Source organism: Rhodopseudomonas palustris (assembly GCF_003031265.1).
Taxonomy (GTDB): Bacteria; Pseudomonadota; Alphaproteobacteria; order Rhizobiales; family Xanthobacteraceae; genus Rhodopseudomonas; species Rhodopseudomonas palustris_H.
This window is the reverse complement of sequence record NZ_CP019966.1, coordinates 2,073,316-2,086,357: the sequence shown is the minus strand read 5'-3', so window position 1 is coordinate 2,086,357 and position 13,042 is coordinate 2,073,316. Positions and strand designations below refer to the sequence as shown.

General features: G+C 65.3%; 16 protein-coding genes. 5 read left to right on the top strand and 11 right to left on the bottom strand.

Going from position 1 to position 13,042, the window contains the following annotated elements; all coding sequences use genetic code 11:
* Positions 1 to 109 precede the first annotated feature (109 nt).
* A complete protein-coding gene (locus RPPS3_RS09645; RefSeq protein WP_107343874.1) occupies positions 110 to 1,300 on the bottom strand; it encodes an anaerobic sulfatase maturase in 1,191 nt (396 codons plus the stop codon).
* Positions 1,301 to 1,791: 491 nt separating this feature from the next.
* Here RPPS3_RS09645 and RPPS3_RS09640 point away from each other — a divergent pair, with 491 nt between their 5' ends.
* From RPPS3_RS09640 to RPPS3_RS09630, 3 genes are all read left to right on the top strand, one after another.
* Complete coding sequence (locus RPPS3_RS09640; RefSeq protein ID WP_107343873.1) at positions 1,792 to 3,489, top strand: arylsulfatase; 1,698 nt, start codon at positions 1,792 to 1,794, stop codon at positions 3,487 to 3,489.
* 17 nt (positions 3,490 to 3,506) lie between these two features.
* The gene (locus RPPS3_RS09635) at positions 3,507 to 4,502 is read left to right on the top strand and encodes an HAD family hydrolase (RefSeq protein ID WP_107343872.1); all 996 of its coding nucleotides are present in this window, start codon (positions 3,507 to 3,509) and stop codon (positions 4,500 to 4,502) included.
* Positions 4,503 to 4,620: 118 nt separating this feature from the next.
* Complete coding sequence (locus RPPS3_RS09630; protein WP_107343871.1) at positions 4,621 to 5,628, top strand: SphA family protein; 1,008 nt, start codon at positions 4,621 to 4,623, stop codon at positions 5,626 to 5,628.
* Positions 5,629 to 5,911: 283 nt separating this feature from the next.
* Here RPPS3_RS09630 and RPPS3_RS09625 read toward each other — a convergent pair whose 3' ends face one another.
* The 9 genes from RPPS3_RS09625 to RPPS3_RS09585 all read right to left on the bottom strand — a co-directional run bounded on the left by RPPS3_RS09625 (position 5,912) and on the right by RPPS3_RS09585 (position 11,170).
* Entirely contained in the window at positions 5,912 to 7,306 is a 1,395-nt protein-coding gene (locus tag RPPS3_RS09625; protein WP_107343870.1) for a hypothetical protein, read from the bottom strand.
* 243 nt (positions 7,307 to 7,549) lie between these two features.
* A complete protein-coding gene (locus tag RPPS3_RS09620; RefSeq protein ID WP_107343869.1) occupies positions 7,550 to 8,188 on the bottom strand; it encodes a TIGR02217 family protein in 639 nt (212 codons plus the stop codon).
* A 154-nt stretch (positions 8,189 to 8,342) separates the two neighbouring features.
* Positions 8,343 to 8,936, bottom strand: a complete 594-nt coding sequence (locus tag RPPS3_RS09615; protein ID WP_107343868.1) for a phage tail tape measure protein — start codon at positions 8,934 to 8,936, stop codon at positions 8,343 to 8,345.
* Positions 8,933 to 9,136, bottom strand: a complete 204-nt coding sequence (locus RPPS3_RS09610; RefSeq protein ID WP_107343867.1) for a rcc01693 family protein — start codon at positions 9,134 to 9,136, stop codon at positions 8,933 to 8,935. The genes RPPS3_RS09615 and RPPS3_RS09610 overlap by 4 nt, the downstream gene beginning before the upstream one ends.
* Positions 9,133 to 9,450 carry a gene transfer agent family protein gene (locus RPPS3_RS09605; protein ID WP_107343866.1) on the bottom strand — a complete coding sequence of 106 codons (318 nt, stop codon included), beginning with the start codon at positions 9,448 to 9,450 and terminating at the stop codon, positions 9,133 to 9,135. Before RPPS3_RS09605 ends, RPPS3_RS09610 begins: the two co-directional genes overlap by 4 nt.
* 9 nt (positions 9,451 to 9,459) lie before the next feature.
* On the bottom strand, positions 9,460 to 9,867 hold the full coding sequence (locus tag RPPS3_RS09600; protein WP_107343865.1) for a phage major tail protein, TP901-1 family: 408 nt from the start codon (positions 9,865 to 9,867) through the stop codon (positions 9,460 to 9,462).
* 12 nt (positions 9,868 to 9,879) lie between these two features.
* A complete protein-coding gene (locus RPPS3_RS09595) occupies positions 9,880 to 10,290 on the bottom strand; it encodes a DUF3168 domain-containing protein (protein ID WP_107343864.1) in 411 nt (136 codons plus the stop codon).
* Positions 10,287 to 10,607, bottom strand: a complete 321-nt coding sequence (locus RPPS3_RS09590) for a head-tail adaptor protein (RefSeq protein WP_107343863.1) — start codon at positions 10,605 to 10,607, stop codon at positions 10,287 to 10,289. The genes RPPS3_RS09595 and RPPS3_RS09590 overlap by 4 nt, the downstream gene beginning before the upstream one ends.
* The gene (locus tag RPPS3_RS09585; RefSeq protein WP_107343862.1) at positions 10,604 to 11,170 is read right to left on the bottom strand and encodes a head-tail connector protein; all 567 of its coding nucleotides are present in this window, start codon (positions 11,168 to 11,170) and stop codon (positions 10,604 to 10,606) included. The genes RPPS3_RS09590 and RPPS3_RS09585 overlap by 4 nt, the downstream gene beginning before the upstream one ends.
* A gap of 64 nt (positions 11,171 to 11,234) precedes the next feature.
* Here RPPS3_RS09585 and RPPS3_RS09580 point away from each other — a divergent pair, with 64 nt between their 5' ends.
* On the top strand, positions 11,235 to 11,999 hold the full coding sequence (locus RPPS3_RS09580; RefSeq protein WP_107343861.1) for a S1 family peptidase: 765 nt from the start codon (positions 11,235 to 11,237) through the stop codon (positions 11,997 to 11,999).
* Positions 12,000 to 12,159: 160 nt separating this feature from the next.
* Positions 12,160 to 12,471, top strand: a complete 312-nt coding sequence (locus tag RPPS3_RS09575; RefSeq protein ID WP_107343860.1) for a hypothetical protein — start codon at positions 12,160 to 12,162, stop codon at positions 12,469 to 12,471.
* Between the two features lie 83 nt (positions 12,472 to 12,554).
* On the opposite strand, the gene RPPS3_RS09570 is transcribed toward RPPS3_RS09575, so the two are convergent.
* Positions 12,555 to 12,848: a hypothetical protein gene (locus RPPS3_RS09570; protein WP_107343859.1), complete on the bottom strand. Its 294-nt coding sequence runs from the start codon at positions 12,846 to 12,848 to the stop codon at positions 12,555 to 12,557.
* Positions 12,849 to 13,042 lie beyond the last annotated feature (194 nt).

Here is a 13,042-nt window from a genome sequence, read left to right as displayed (position 1 = left end):
GCGAATAGCGCGCCGCTTGAATCACGGATGAATCGTAGATTGGCAGCGACCGGTTGAGGTCGACGCGAGATCGCTCCGCATCATCGGCGCCTCGGCCCTGCGGTCCCGGCTAACTGTTCTGCTTCCGGATCGCGGCCGCAATTTCGTCGATGGCTGGCCGTGCGTGCTTGAAGAACTTCTTCAGTCCGCTGCACAGATAGTTGAGCCCCGGCTCGCCTGACGTCGTCCGCAGCAGGCGATTTCCAGGACATTCTCCCCAGCAATCCCGCAAATACTCGCAGGCGCGACAGTCGTCCGGCAGCGTCTCCGACTTCGCGTAGCCGAATGCCACCTGACGCTCAGAGAACACCATCTCCGATAATGGCGTCTCGCTCAGATTGCCGAGCAGATATTGGGGGTACACATAGTGGTCGCAGGCATAGACGCCGCCATCGTGCTCCAGCGCCACGCCCTTGCCGCAGAATTGATGATAGATGCAGATCTGCGCGGGCAGCCCAAGATGCTGAGCGACCAGCGTTTCAAAATGATTCACCAGCACCCTGCCGAGATCCCGCCGTCGCCACTCATCGAATATGCGTGACAGGAAATAGCCGTACCGGTCGGGATCGACCGACCAGTCGGTGACGATCGATTCCGGATGATCGGGCTTCGACCGCGCGGTTCCAACGATCGGCATATGCCCGGTGTCGTAGTCATCCGGTGCATCGGTCTCGAAACCCCTCGCCTGCACGATCGGAATGAACTGGATGTAGGTCGAACCCAGCTCCCGCCGGAGAAAGCGATAGACATCCAGCGGGCGCTCGGCATTGAAGCGATGGACGCAGGTGAGCGTATTGAACGGCACCCCTGCCTTCCGCAATACCGTCGCCGCAGCCAGGACCTTGTCGAATGTCGGCGCGCCTCCCTTGTTCAACCGGTAGCGATCATGCAGTTCGCGCGGACCATCGATGCTGAGTCCGACCAGGAACCGGTGCTCCTTCAAAAACTCGGCCCATCCGGCATCGAGCAGAGTTCCGTTCGTCTGAAGATCATTTTCGATACGCTGACCGGGCCTCGCGTATCGTCTTTGCAGCTCAACGACCTTCTTGAAGAACTCCAGGCCAAGCAGCGTCGGCTCACCGCCCTGCCAGGAGAACACCACCTCCGGCCCGGTATTCGCCTCGATATACTGCCGAACGAACAGCTCCAGAGTCCGGTCCGTCATCCTCCCGGTACCCGGCCCTCCTCGGAGCGTCTGCTTACTTAGATAGAAACAATATCTGCAGTCGAGGTTGCAGGACGAGCCCGCAGGCTTGGCCATGACGTGAAATCGGCGTTGAACGCCAACCTGCGATAACTGCCGTTTGTCGGGCACGAGCAGCACTCACTCGGAATTGGTGACCTGGTACTGATCCCTCAGTCGCATACCATTATTACACGAAACCAGACACAGTATCGCAATTGACGAGCCTCAACGATTTGCACGCCGATTAGCTGCATCCTTATCATATTTCGTAGTGCGATCCTGCAACGCAGTGCAACTCCATTCCAGATTGATTGCACGACAGATGGTTAGCACGACCACACAATCATGGTGCATGAACGCTCTTCATGACTCGCTGAAGAACGGCTGGTGCCGACCAGTGATCGCACCGCGCCTCAACGCCGGTCGCGCTCCACCCCAAACGCGATCCCATCCTCTGCCCAGCCAGATCATCGTACTTCACTCCGCAACGCTCGTTCCGCGCGCCGCCCCCTCACGAGCGGATCGACGCAGCCGAATGCACATCGGATCACAATCGGGAGTGTCAGATGAACAGCGAAGACAAGCACCAGCGCGTGCCCAATGGCGCCATTGATCGTCGGAATCTCCTGCTGGGGACATCAACCCTGGTCGCTGCGGCGGCACTAACGACCGGAGCATTCGCACAGGCCGCTAAGAAATCTCCGGCCTCTGCCGCGGTCGCCAGCGGAACCGCCGGATCCAAACCAAACATCCTGTTCATCATGGGCGACGACATCGGCTGGTTCAACATCAGCGCCTACAACATGGGGATCATGGGCTATCGCACGCCCAACATCGACCGGATCGGCCGAGAAGGCGCCACCTTCACCGACTGGTATGGGCAGCAGAGTTGCACGGCGGGACGCGCCGCGTTCATCACCGGGCAATCACCCATTCGCACCGGGCTGACCAAGGTCGGCCTGCCGGGGGCCGAGCTCGGGCTCGGTCCGCTCGATCCGAGCGTCGCGGACGTGATGAAGTCGTACGGCTATGCCACCGGGCAGTTCGGCAAGAACCATCTCGGCGACCGCAACGAGCACCTGCCCACCGTCCACGGCTTCGACGAGTTCTTCGGCAATCTCTATCACCTCAACGCCGAGGAGGAGCCGGAGAACCCGGACTATCCGAAGGATCCGCGTTTCCGCGCCAAGTTCGGGCCGCGCGGGGTCTTGAAGTGCAAGGCAAGCGACCGCGACGACCCGACGGTCGATCCGACCTACGGCCGCGTCGGCAAGCAGGTGATCGAGAACACCGGCCCGATGGACACCAAGCGCATGGAGACCGTCGACGCGGAGTTTCTCGCCGCGGCCAAAGACTTCATCAGCCGGCAGCACAAGGCTCAAACGCCGTGGTTCTGTTACTTCAACACCACGCGGATGCACGTCTTCACGCATCTGAAAAAGGAATCGCAAGGCAAGACCGGGCTTGGACTATATCCGGACGGGATGGTCGAGACCGACGGCCATGTCGGCGAACTGCTGCAACTGCTGGACGACCTCGGAGCCGTCGACAACACTATCGTGGTCTATACGACCGACAACGGCGCCGAGGTGTTCACATGGCCCGACGGCGGCACCACGCCGTTCCGGGGCGAGAAAGCCACCAATTGGGAAGGTGCCTTCCGGGTGCCCTGCCTGATCCGCTGGCCGGGCGTGATCAATCCCGGCACGATCGTCAACGATATTTGCGCGCATGAGGACTTCATCCCGACCTTTGCTGCCGCGGTCGGCGACACCGGCATCGTGGATCGTCTCAAGCAAGGCACGACCCTGAACGGCAAGCCGTTCAAGGTGCATCTCGACGGGATCAACCTGCTGCCGTTCTTCAAGAATGAAGTGAAACAGTCACCGCGCGAGGGCTTCCTGTATTGGAGCGACGACGGCGAACTGATGGCGATCCGAATCCGGAATTGGAAATTCGCTTTCCTGGAGCAGAACACCGAGGTCTCGCCGCAAACGCCCGCCGGCGTTTGGCAGGGCCAGTTCACCAAGCTTCGCGCCCCCAACATCTACAATTTGCGGGCCGATCCATTCGAAAGAGCCACCGCCAGCCTGAACTACGGCGACTGGATGGATCACCGCATGTTCCTGATCATCCCGGCGCAGGCCCTGGTGGCGCATTGGGCTGAAAGCTTCAAAGAGTTTCCGCCGCGGGCCAAGGCCGCGAGCTTCACGATCAGCGACGTGATGGAGAAGATCACGACGGCCAGACCGAACGAGAATTGAGGCACCGGAGAACGGCGATGATCACCCGACGCAGCCTGCTCGCTCTCTCGGCCGCCGTGTTCGGCTCGCCCGTCGTCGGTTTCGCGGCCGACGCCTCCGATCCGTTGCCGTCATGGACGAACGGGACGGCGAAGCAGGCGATCCTCGCCTTCGTCGCGCGCGTGACGACGGAGCACGGTGCGGATTTCGTGCCGACAGCCGAGCGGATCGCCACCTTCGACAATGATGGCACGCTGTGGGCCGAGCAGCCCTATTACTTCCAACTCGCCTTTGCGTTCGATCGGATCAAGGCGATGGCTCCGCAGCATCCGGAATGGAAAGATCGCGAGCCGTTCAAGGCGCTGCTTCAAAACGACAAGGCGGCATTCGCGTCATCGGGCGAAAGTGGCCTGCTCGAGGTCGTCGCGGCAACTCATGCGGGGATGACGACGGACGAGTTCACCGATGCGGTGCGTGATTGGATGGCGACCGCACGGCACCCGCGCTTCGGGCGGCCGTACAACCAACTGACCTACCAGCCGATGCTGGAGCTGCTGGCATATCTGCGCGCGAACGGCTTCAAGACCTTCATCGTGTCGGGCGGCGGTGTCGAATTCATGCGGCCGTGGGTGGAGAAAGCCTACGGCATACCGCCCGAGCAGGTGGTCGGCTCGTCCGGCGTCGTCAAATTCGAGACTGATGCCACCGGCAAGCCGCGCTTGATCAAGCTCACCAAGGTCGAATTCGTCGACGACGGCCCCGGCAAGCCGGTTGGCATCAACCGGTTCATCGGGCGCCGGCCGATCTTCGCATTCGGCAATTCGGACGGCGACCTCGAAATGCTGCAATGGACCGTCGCTGGCGCCGGCCCGCGGTTTGCTGGACTCGTCCATCACACCGATGCCGAACGGGAATATGCCTACGATCGCCAGTCCAAGATCGGCAAGCTCGACAAGGCGCTCGATGCGGCGGCCGCGGGTGGCTGGACGGTCGTCGACATGAAGAACGACTGGAGCCGGATCTTTACGGAATGACGCCCGCGCCGATCGCCGGGCCGGCGATCCGAGCGGGTCTCCGCGCAATTGTCCGGCGCCGGTTTCGGCGAAGACGTGACAACGGTCAGAGGCTGACCAAGACACATCGGAACGTGGCATGTCGCAATATTCGCACCGTATCATCGGCGGATTGGCAGCCGTAGCGCTGCTGGCCCTCCAAGGCCCACAAGCAGCATCGGCCGACGAAGGGGGCATCAGCTTCTGGGTCCCTGGCTTCTTCGGCAGCCTTGCAGCCGCACCGGGCACGCCAGGCTGGTCCTGGATCTCAATCTACTATCACACAGATGTCAGCGCAGGCGCCGGCATGCAGTTTCCCCGGGGCGGACGGGTCGACGTCGGGGTCTCCGGCAAGGGCGACCTCGGCCTGTACGGCCCAAGCTACGTGTTCGCAACGCCGGTTCTCGGTGGCCAATTGTCCGCGACCCTGCTCGGCGTTGCGGGCCGCAACCAGGCGGCGGCTGAAGCGTCGCTGAGCGATTTCTCCGGCCGCACCATCGCGCTCGGCCGGACTCAGGATCTCACCTCATACGGCGACGTGATTCCGCAGATCGCACTGAAATGGAACGTGGGCGTCAATAATTTCATGGTGTACGGCACCGGCGACATTCCGGTCGGCGACTACGACCGGCACCGCCTCGCCAATCTCGGCATCGGCCACGGCGCGATCGACTTCGGCGTCGGCTACACTTATTTCAATCCACTCGCGGGCAATGAATTCTCGGCGGTCGCCGGTGCGACCTACAACTTCAAGAACACCTCGGCGAACTACCAGAACGGCGTCGACTTTCACGTCGACTGGGGCGCGTCGCACTTCCTCACCAAACAACTCCAGCTTGGGCTGGTCGGCTATTACTTCCAGCAGATCAGCGACGATTCCGGTGCGCCGGCGCTGCTTGGCGGGTTTCGGTCGCGTGTCGCCGGCGTCGGACCGCAGCTCGGCATCCTGTTTCCGGTCGGCGACATGCAGGGTTATCTGAACCTGAAGGGCTACAAGGAGTTCGCCGCGCAGAACCGGCCGGAAGGCTGGAACGCCTGGCTGTCGTTCGTCGTATCGCCCGCACCGCCGCAGCCGGCAGCCGCGGGGCCGATGCCGCGAAAGCCTTGAAGCAACGGCTGAGGCTCGAACCGCGGCCTCCGGGAGAAACCGCTCACACCCTGCTCTCGACCAGCGGGAGATTCGGAAACGCGCCGGTATCGAGCTTGGCCTGCAAGGCCGACGGAATGGCGAGCATGGGGGACCTCCGTGCCACTCTGCCAAGGCACGACTGGGTCTCGGCCGATCTGACACGGAGCCGACCGGGCGTTCATAACCTCACGCTGGTTGTCCAAACCAGCTGGTGAGTTAGCTACTGTCGCACAGAGCCCGCGTCGCACCGGCGGGCTCGTCCTTATTCGTCGCCCAGCTCTCGCGTGTCGAACACGAGTCGCGCATGATTGGAGCGAACCGAATCCCCGATGATGTCACAGCCTCTGCCGCGCCGGGGGGCCGCACCGGTCAAAACGACCAGCTCACGTTTCGCGTCTCGATATCCGCGCACTTCGTAGGGCGCGGGCGCACAACCGTCACGAAACGTGAACGCCGTTCCCTGATAATTTGAACCGCTACGAGTGCCACGGAACAACAACGTCCCCTGCACCACGGGCAGTGTTTGCTTCGGGACGTCATAGGCAATCTCGACCGAGCCGTCTTTCCACTCGCGAATGAGCATCTGAGAATCGTTGTGAAGCGCTGAATCAACTCGGATCGGCTCCGGCCTGTTTTTTGGCTGCGCACGAAGGCGACGCTGGACCTCGAGATAAGCCTCGGGGTTCGAACCCGGCGGGGCATTGTCGAGAAGAGCCGTCCGCTCGTCGACCTGCGGGATGGAGAACCGTTCTCCGCAGGCGATGAACGTCCTGTTATCAGGCGAGAACCCGTGTTTTGTTCTGTCGGCACACACCATGATTTCCAACACGACCCGGTGTTGTGCATTGATGAAGCGCGCCGGACATTTGGGGGTGCAGACCGCTGGTGCCTGCAGCAGCGACACCATCAACGATCGTCCATCCGGTGACGCAAACGGCCAATTGAAGATCGTCCCTTGCGTGGCACCGCGCGGCTTCCAGGGAATGAGGTCGATCTTGTCCTTCCAGTATTCGTTGAGAACGTAATCCCGCTTATTCACGAGCTCCGAGCCGGAATCGTAGATCCTGTTGGCGGGCAATCCGCCGGCCTGCGCCTCCTGATCCTCGGCCTGCGGCAAATCCCGGATTTCCGACAGCGGTGCAAAATCGACCTTGCGGGTTCCAGCGTCCCATTTGAGGGGACGCTGACACGCGCGCATGTCCGCTGTCGACAGACCAGCCGTGTTCTGCCCACAGAGCGCACCGCCAACGTTAAGCCAAACCTTGTTGGCGTCGCTGCTACGCTGCAACGTCACTCCAAAGGCCGCGTGTTCGAAAGCTTGGATTGCGTGCCCATCGTTGGTTTCGACGAAGATGTGGACCCCTGCTCCGTGATTGGTGGAAAACAGCGTTGCCGCTCCATCGCAGGCGAACGTGGCTTCGTCGATGGCCCAGAAAACGGGACCATCCGGAAAACGTCCCTGCTGAATGTCTGGACCCGATCGTGGCGTCCCACCCACGGAACGGCACATGTCCGACATTTCGCGGGCCTGCGTCGCAACTTCGACCGGTGTCGAGGTGCAGTTCTCACACCGGTGAGGTATCGCCGGAGCAGCTTCGTTCGCATCTGCGGCCACTGGCAGGAGAAGGCCGAAAATCAAAATTATGAATCGCTGCATGAAATTCTCAACGCCGCCATGAATGCCGACCGCGCAGGCGCTTCCTCGCGGGTCGCATGAAGGCGCTGAGGATCGGCACCGCCTGATTGCCACCGGGTAAATTCAGAGGTGTAAACTGTTCTGATCAGATCCGCGTGTCGCCCAACGAACATGCCGGTTTCAGCACAGGATTAATGATCTAACTATCTGATTGCATCCAAGGGTAAGAGAGACTCGCAGCTTCGGCTCAGTCCACGTTGGAACTCACACCCTGATCTCGACCAGCGGGATCTTCGGGATCGCGCCGGCGGCGAACGCCGAGAGATCGACTTCGAGGTAGTCGGTGTCGAACCGCACCGGGACATCGAACTGAAAGCCGGCGGTCACCGCTGCGCCGGACGGCGGCAAATGGCCGGGGGCGAAGGTGACGATGCCGGTGGCCGGATCGCAGGCGAAGCTGGCGGCCGCGGCTTCGACGCCACTGACTGCAACGCGGACGCTGCCGGCAACCGGCTTATTGATCGTGCGCACATAGGGTGCAAAGCCGGCACCGTAGGTCTTCACGAGTTGATAGTTGGCGCGCGTGCCGTCACCGATGCCGATGCCCTGGTCGAGCGGCGACACCGCGGCGCCGGGCGCGGCCGAGCTGCAATCCAGCCGATCGCGCCAGCGGAAGCCGGTGAGCGGGCCGCGGCGCTCTTCGAAGAACGCCACGACCTGCTGCAGCGCCTCGAAGGTCTTGACGCCGTAGCCGGCGTCATAGCGCCGCCGCGAGTCCGCCCAGCGCGCGTTGCGCTGCTCGCGGCCAGAGCCGAAGCCGACGATCTCGGTGCGCCGCTCCGGCCCGCCGGCGCTTTTCAGCGCGACGTCGAGCGGAAACAGGATTTCGTGGAATGGGGTCATGCGATGAGTCTTTCATCGTCATTGCGAAGAGCACCCGGATCGGCGCTACGCGCCGTCCGGGCACAGGCTCCGCGACGAAGCAATCCAGGCTTAGGACATCAAGTACCTGGATTGCTTCGCTGCGCTCGCAATGACGTCGATGCAAGGCTGCGAACTACAAGCCCCGCTGCCCGCGCGCGACGGCGCGGGCGATCTGGCCGGTGAGATAGGTCTCGGAGCGGCGGAAGCTGTCGGCGTCGGACGTGGCGATCTGGATGTTGACCGTGGTAGCGCCGCCGCTCGAGGCGACGCCGAGCCGGCCGTCGGCGCCGCGCGTCAGCGGCAGGATCGCCTCGGGACCGGCTTCACCGGCGAGGCCGACACCGCCGCCGAGCATCGGGAAATAGGTCGGGGTGCCGATCACGCCGCCCGATGCGAACGGCTTGATCGCGCCGTTGGCGTTCTTGAGCAGCGAGCCGCCGAACAGGCCCGAGAACAGGCTGTCGAAGCCGGCCGCAAGGCTGGTGGTGAGCGGCTTCAGCGCCGCCTTCAGCGCGAGGTCCGAGACTTTCAGCGCCAGCGACTTCAGCACGTCCTCGAACTGTTTGCCGCCGGTGACCGCCTGCGAGAACGCCGAGGTCATCGCGCGCGCAAACCCCTTGGCTTCGCTGCTCAGCGCCTGGGTCTTGGTGGTGAGCTGGTCGACCTTTTGCGTGGTGTCGTCGACGCAAGCACAATCGCAGGTCTCGCCAGTGCCGCTGCCGATCATCGCATCGCTCCTGATCGATCCGGATAGCGCCGCATCAGCTCATCGAGCGCGGCGCGGCCGAGCGGCGGTGTCGCGCCGCCGCGCAGGCCGGCGATCGCGGCGGCGAGTTCGCGCGGCGTCATCCGCCAGAACTGATCGGGCGGCAGCCGCAGCACGCCGAGGCCGAACTGCATCGCCTCCGCCCACGGAAACGGCGTCACGCCGCGGCCTCGCCGAACGTCGCCGCCAGCAGTTCGGCCGCGATGCTGGCGTAGCCGGCGGCACCGCCGCTCACCGTCATCGCCGCGACCTCGTCATCGCGGACCGCCTCGCCGGCACCGCGGAGGCCCGCGGCGATGATCCGGACCAGATCGCGCGCCGACAGATGCCCGCTGCCGAAGCGCTGCGCCAGTGCGACCAGATCGGTGGCGGCGAACGCGGCTTCGAGTTCGGCGAGCGCGCCGAGCGTCAGCACCAGCGTGCGGGTCTGGCCGCCGAGTTCGGCTTCGATTTCACCGCGATGTTTGTTGGCCATGCTGTCCTCTCACAATGCGACGAAGCCGAGCGCGCCGGCGCTCTCCAGCGTCAGGTCGAAGGTGACTTCGCCGTTGTGCTCGCCGGCGAATTCGAGGCTGGCGATCTGGAACGGCCCGGTGATGCTGCCGAAATCCGGCACCACCACCTGGCAGTCGCTGATCAGCCCGCTGAAGAACGCACTGCGCACCAGCGCGTCGGAGCTTGAATCCTTGAACAGGCCGCGGCCGGAGATCGAGGCACGGCGGGCGCCGGCGCCGGCCAGCAGCTCGCGCCAGCGGTCGGCGGATTCGGCGTGGGTGATATCGACCAGTTCGGCGTTGAACGCGATCTTGCGGCTGCGCAAGCCGGCGACGGTGACGTAGTTCGTGCCGTCGTGGATCTTGAGCAGCAGATCCTTGCCCTTCTGTGCGCCCATGCACGGCTCCTGCTAACTGATCGGTTCGGTGACGGCGCGGAATCGCACCAAGGCGTGATAGGTGCGGCCGTCGGGCTCGCGGCGGATGTCGGCGAGCGCGAACCGCAGATTGACGAGGCGATGGCCGGACGGGGCGAGCGGCGCATCATCGAGCGCCTGCAGCAGCGCGCCGGTGATGAGGTGCGCCTCCTTGTGGCCGCCCTGCCGCGACCAGGCGTGCAGCGTCAGCTGATGCTCCTGGGTCGGTGCGTCGTCGGCGGAGACATCGCTGATCCGCGCTTCGCCGAGGGTGACGAACGGAAACGCCGCCTCGCGCGGCGGTTCATCATAGATCCGCGGCGCGCCGAGCGCGGCGAGCAGCGCGGTGTCGGTGATGAGCGCGCGGTGGATCGCCGCGCGCAGCGCAACGCTGGCTGGGGTCATGTCTGCTCCGTCTCGGCGTCGATCTCGAGCAGCGCGCCGCGCTCGCGGCTGCGCCAGGCGATGATGCGATACACGCTGTCGCCATCGGCGAGCCGATGCGCGCGCGACAGCGCCACGCCGGCGCGCAGCGTGATTTTTGCGCGCAGCGCCGCGCGATCAGTATCGGCCGCAACACCCTCGCGCGCGGCGAGCGGCACCACGCTGGCCCACAGCACCGCCTGCGCCACCAAACTCCGCACCACGCCGCCCTGGCCGTCGTCGGTCTCGACCGGCGCCAGCAGCGTCAGCCGGCGGTTCAATCGGCCGGGATCGATCACAGCGCCACCGCGCGATAGCCGGCGATCATCCCAGCGACGCCGCCGGGCAGCACCGCGGCGCCGGCATCGCCCGCACCGCCGCGATTGTCGTACCACTGCGCCACCAGGGTGCGCACCGCATGGCGCAGCGGCGCCGGGACGTCGTCTGGCGCGGTGCCGTAGCCGAGTTCGAGGTCGAGCTCGATGCCGGCAACGTCGCGCCCCGGCTCCGGCAAAGCCCAGGGCGGCGACGCGATCACGCCGCCGGCGAGGTCGAGCACGAAGCTGTCGAGATCGACGCTATGCGTGTAGCCGCGCTCGTCATAGCTCCGCACCGCGATCAGCGATCGCAGCGGGCCGCCGCGCAGCACGATGCGGCCGTCGCGCGGCCAGGCATCCAGCACCAGCCGCCAGCGCTGCGCCAGCAGCATCTTGCCGGTCCAGGCCTCGATCTGGGCCCGCGCCGCGGTCAGCAGCGAGGCGATCACGGCGTCGTCGGCGTCGTGCTCGACGCGCAGGAAGCTCTTCAGATCGGCGACGGTCCACGGCTCGGCGGCCGGCCCGGCCAGCAGCAGCATCGGCATGGCGGTTCCTCATGATGATGATCGGCGATTGACAGCGCCGCGGCGGCGGGCGAAACGCGCCGCCATGATCCGCACGCTCACATTCGGCTGTCTGCTCGGCGCCGCGCTCGCCTCACCAGCGGCGGCGATGGTCGGCGGCGCCCCGGAGGCGACCGGCGCGCTCGGCCGCGCCCTGGTCACCATCGTCGGCTCGCGCGGCAATTTCTGTTCGGGGACGCTGATCGCGCCCGATCTGGTGCTGAGCGCCGCGCACTGCGTCGGCCCCGGCGCGGACTACAAGGTGGTGCATTACGACGCGCAGCGGCAGCCGAGCCTGCGTGACGTCGCCCGCGTCGCCGCGCATCCGGAGTTCGACATGGGCGCGATCCTCGGCCACCGCGCTAGCGCCGATGTCGCGCTGCTCAAGCTCGCCGCGCCGCTGCCCGGCAAGGCGCCGCTGCCGATCGCGGCGCCGGAAGATCCGCTCGCCGCCGGCCAGGACTTCACCGTCGCCGGCATCGGCGTCACCCGGCGCGGCGACGGCAAAAGCGGTGGCACCGCGCGCAGCGCGACGCTGACCGCGACCGGCCGCCCCGGCCGCTTGCAGATCCGCCTGACCGATCCCGCCGCCACTGGCGGCGCGGGCCTCGGGGCCTGCACCGGCGATTCCGGCGGCCCGGCGCTGCAGGCGCAGAACGACCGGCTGGTGGTGATCGGCGTGGTGTCGTGGTCGACCGGCCCCGGCAACACCGCCGGCTGCGGCGGCCTCACCGGCGTCACCCCGCTGACGCTGTACCGCGACTGGATCGCCCGCACCGCGCAAAGCTGGGGCTCGGCGCTCAGCCGATAACTTGTCATCGCGAGGCGGCGAACCCGACGACGCGGTCCAGAGGCTTCAGGCACGGCGCTGGATTGCTTCGCTCTCGCACGCAATGACGGAAAAACGCCGATGGTTAATCTTTATTAACCATAATCCCCCACCCTCGCGGCATCTCACCGGGAGTGCCGCCATGTTGCGTGTCGTGCTGTTATTGCTGATCGCGCTGCCGCTGGCCGGGCCGGCGCGGGCGGCCGATCTGCCGATGCACAGCAAGATCGGCAAGATCTTCGCCGAGCCGCAACCGAAGCCGCGCGGCGTGCGGCAATCGCTGGAGATGGAAAGCGGCTCGCCGGTGTATGCGCCGGAGGTCGACGTGCCGCCGATCGTGCACGGTTACTACGGCAAGCCGCGCTCGTATCTGTACCGTAGCTATTACGGCACCAATCCGGATCTGATCTTCGGCCGCCTGCCCTACGCCTGCGGCTGGTACGGCTACTGCTGATCGCGCGACGCTCTGGTAGGCTGGGCGCGCGCGCAGCGAAACCCATCATCCCCGCAGCAGCACTCAGCGCACGGCGCGGCAGCTCAGTGCCGCGGCGCGCGGTGTCGCCGCTTCGGCCCCGGCCGACGCTCGGGATGCGGATACGCCACCGGCGGCGCGGCGAACGGCTGCGCCATGGTCGGCCCCGGCTGCTGCTGCAGCCGCTTGCGGGATTCCTGCAGCGCGCGCTGATAGCCCGGCGAGTCCATGATGTTGGCGGCGCCGCCGCGGGCCAGCGCCGCGCCGCTGCCGGCGATCAGGCCGGCGCCGAGCGCCGCCAGCCCCAGCGCCATCGTGATCGCCACCGTCAGCGGCGTCCTCGTGATCGAACGGCTCATGCGTCACCTTCCCGCGTTGATAGTCCAGCAACCCGGCGTGACCCGCGATGGTTCCGCCGCCATGCCGTCGCACCTTACACTTGCCCGAGGCTGTAGGATGGGTTGAGCGTCAGCGAAACCCATCATCCACCAAGCCCAGCCGCGATGGGTTTCGCTCCGCTCAACCCATCCTACACGCTCAACCCATCCTACAG

What these genes read in the sequence shown, in the direction of transcription:
- RPPS3_RS09600 (WP_107343865.1), bottom strand. Translation starts at nt 9,867, where the DNA reads ATGGGCGCACAGAAGGGCAAGGATCTGCTGCTCAAGATCCACGACGGC.
- RPPS3_RS09570 (WP_107343859.1), bottom strand. Translation starts at nt 12,848, where the DNA reads ATGAGCCGTTCGATCACGAGGACGCCGCTGACGGTGGCGATCACGATG.
- RPPS3_RS09640 (WP_107343873.1), top strand. Translation starts at nt 1,792, where the DNA reads ATGAACAGCGAAGACAAGCACCAGCGCGTGCCCAATGGCGCCATTGAT.
- RPPS3_RS09575 (WP_107343860.1), top strand. Translation starts at nt 12,160, where the DNA reads ATGTTGCGTGTCGTGCTGTTATTGCTGATCGCGCTGCCGCTGGCCGGG.
- RPPS3_RS09635 (WP_107343872.1), top strand. Translation starts at nt 3,507, where the DNA reads ATGATCACCCGACGCAGCCTGCTCGCTCTCTCGGCCGCCGTGTTCGGC.
- RPPS3_RS09620 (WP_107343869.1), bottom strand. Translation starts at nt 8,188, where the DNA reads ATGACCCCATTCCACGAAATCCTGTTTCCGCTCGACGTCGCGCTGAAA.
- RPPS3_RS09595 (WP_107343864.1), bottom strand. Translation starts at nt 10,290, where the DNA reads ATGACCCCAGCCAGCGTTGCGCTGCGCGCGGCGATCCACCGCGCGCTC.
- RPPS3_RS09615 (WP_107343868.1), bottom strand. Translation starts at nt 8,936, where the DNA reads ATGATCGGCAGCGGCACTGGCGAGACCTGCGATTGTGCTTGCGTCGAC.
- RPPS3_RS09605 (WP_107343866.1), bottom strand. Translation starts at nt 9,450, where the DNA reads ATGGCCAACAAACATCGCGGTGAAATCGAAGCCGAACTCGGCGGCCAG.
- RPPS3_RS09630 (WP_107343871.1), top strand. Translation starts at nt 4,621, where the DNA reads ATGTCGCAATATTCGCACCGTATCATCGGCGGATTGGCAGCCGTAGCG.
- RPPS3_RS09645 (WP_107343874.1), bottom strand. Translation starts at nt 1,300, where the DNA reads ATGGCCAAGCCTGCGGGCTCGTCCTGCAACCTCGACTGCAGATATTGT.
- RPPS3_RS09585 (WP_107343862.1), bottom strand. Translation starts at nt 11,170, where the DNA reads ATGCCGATGCTGCTGCTGGCCGGGCCGGCCGCCGAGCCGTGGACCGTC.
- RPPS3_RS09625 (WP_107343870.1), bottom strand. Translation starts at nt 7,306, where the DNA reads ATGCAGCGATTCATAATTTTGATTTTCGGCCTTCTCCTGCCAGTGGCC.
- RPPS3_RS09580 (WP_107343861.1), top strand. Translation starts at nt 11,235, where the DNA reads ATGATCCGCACGCTCACATTCGGCTGTCTGCTCGGCGCCGCGCTCGCC.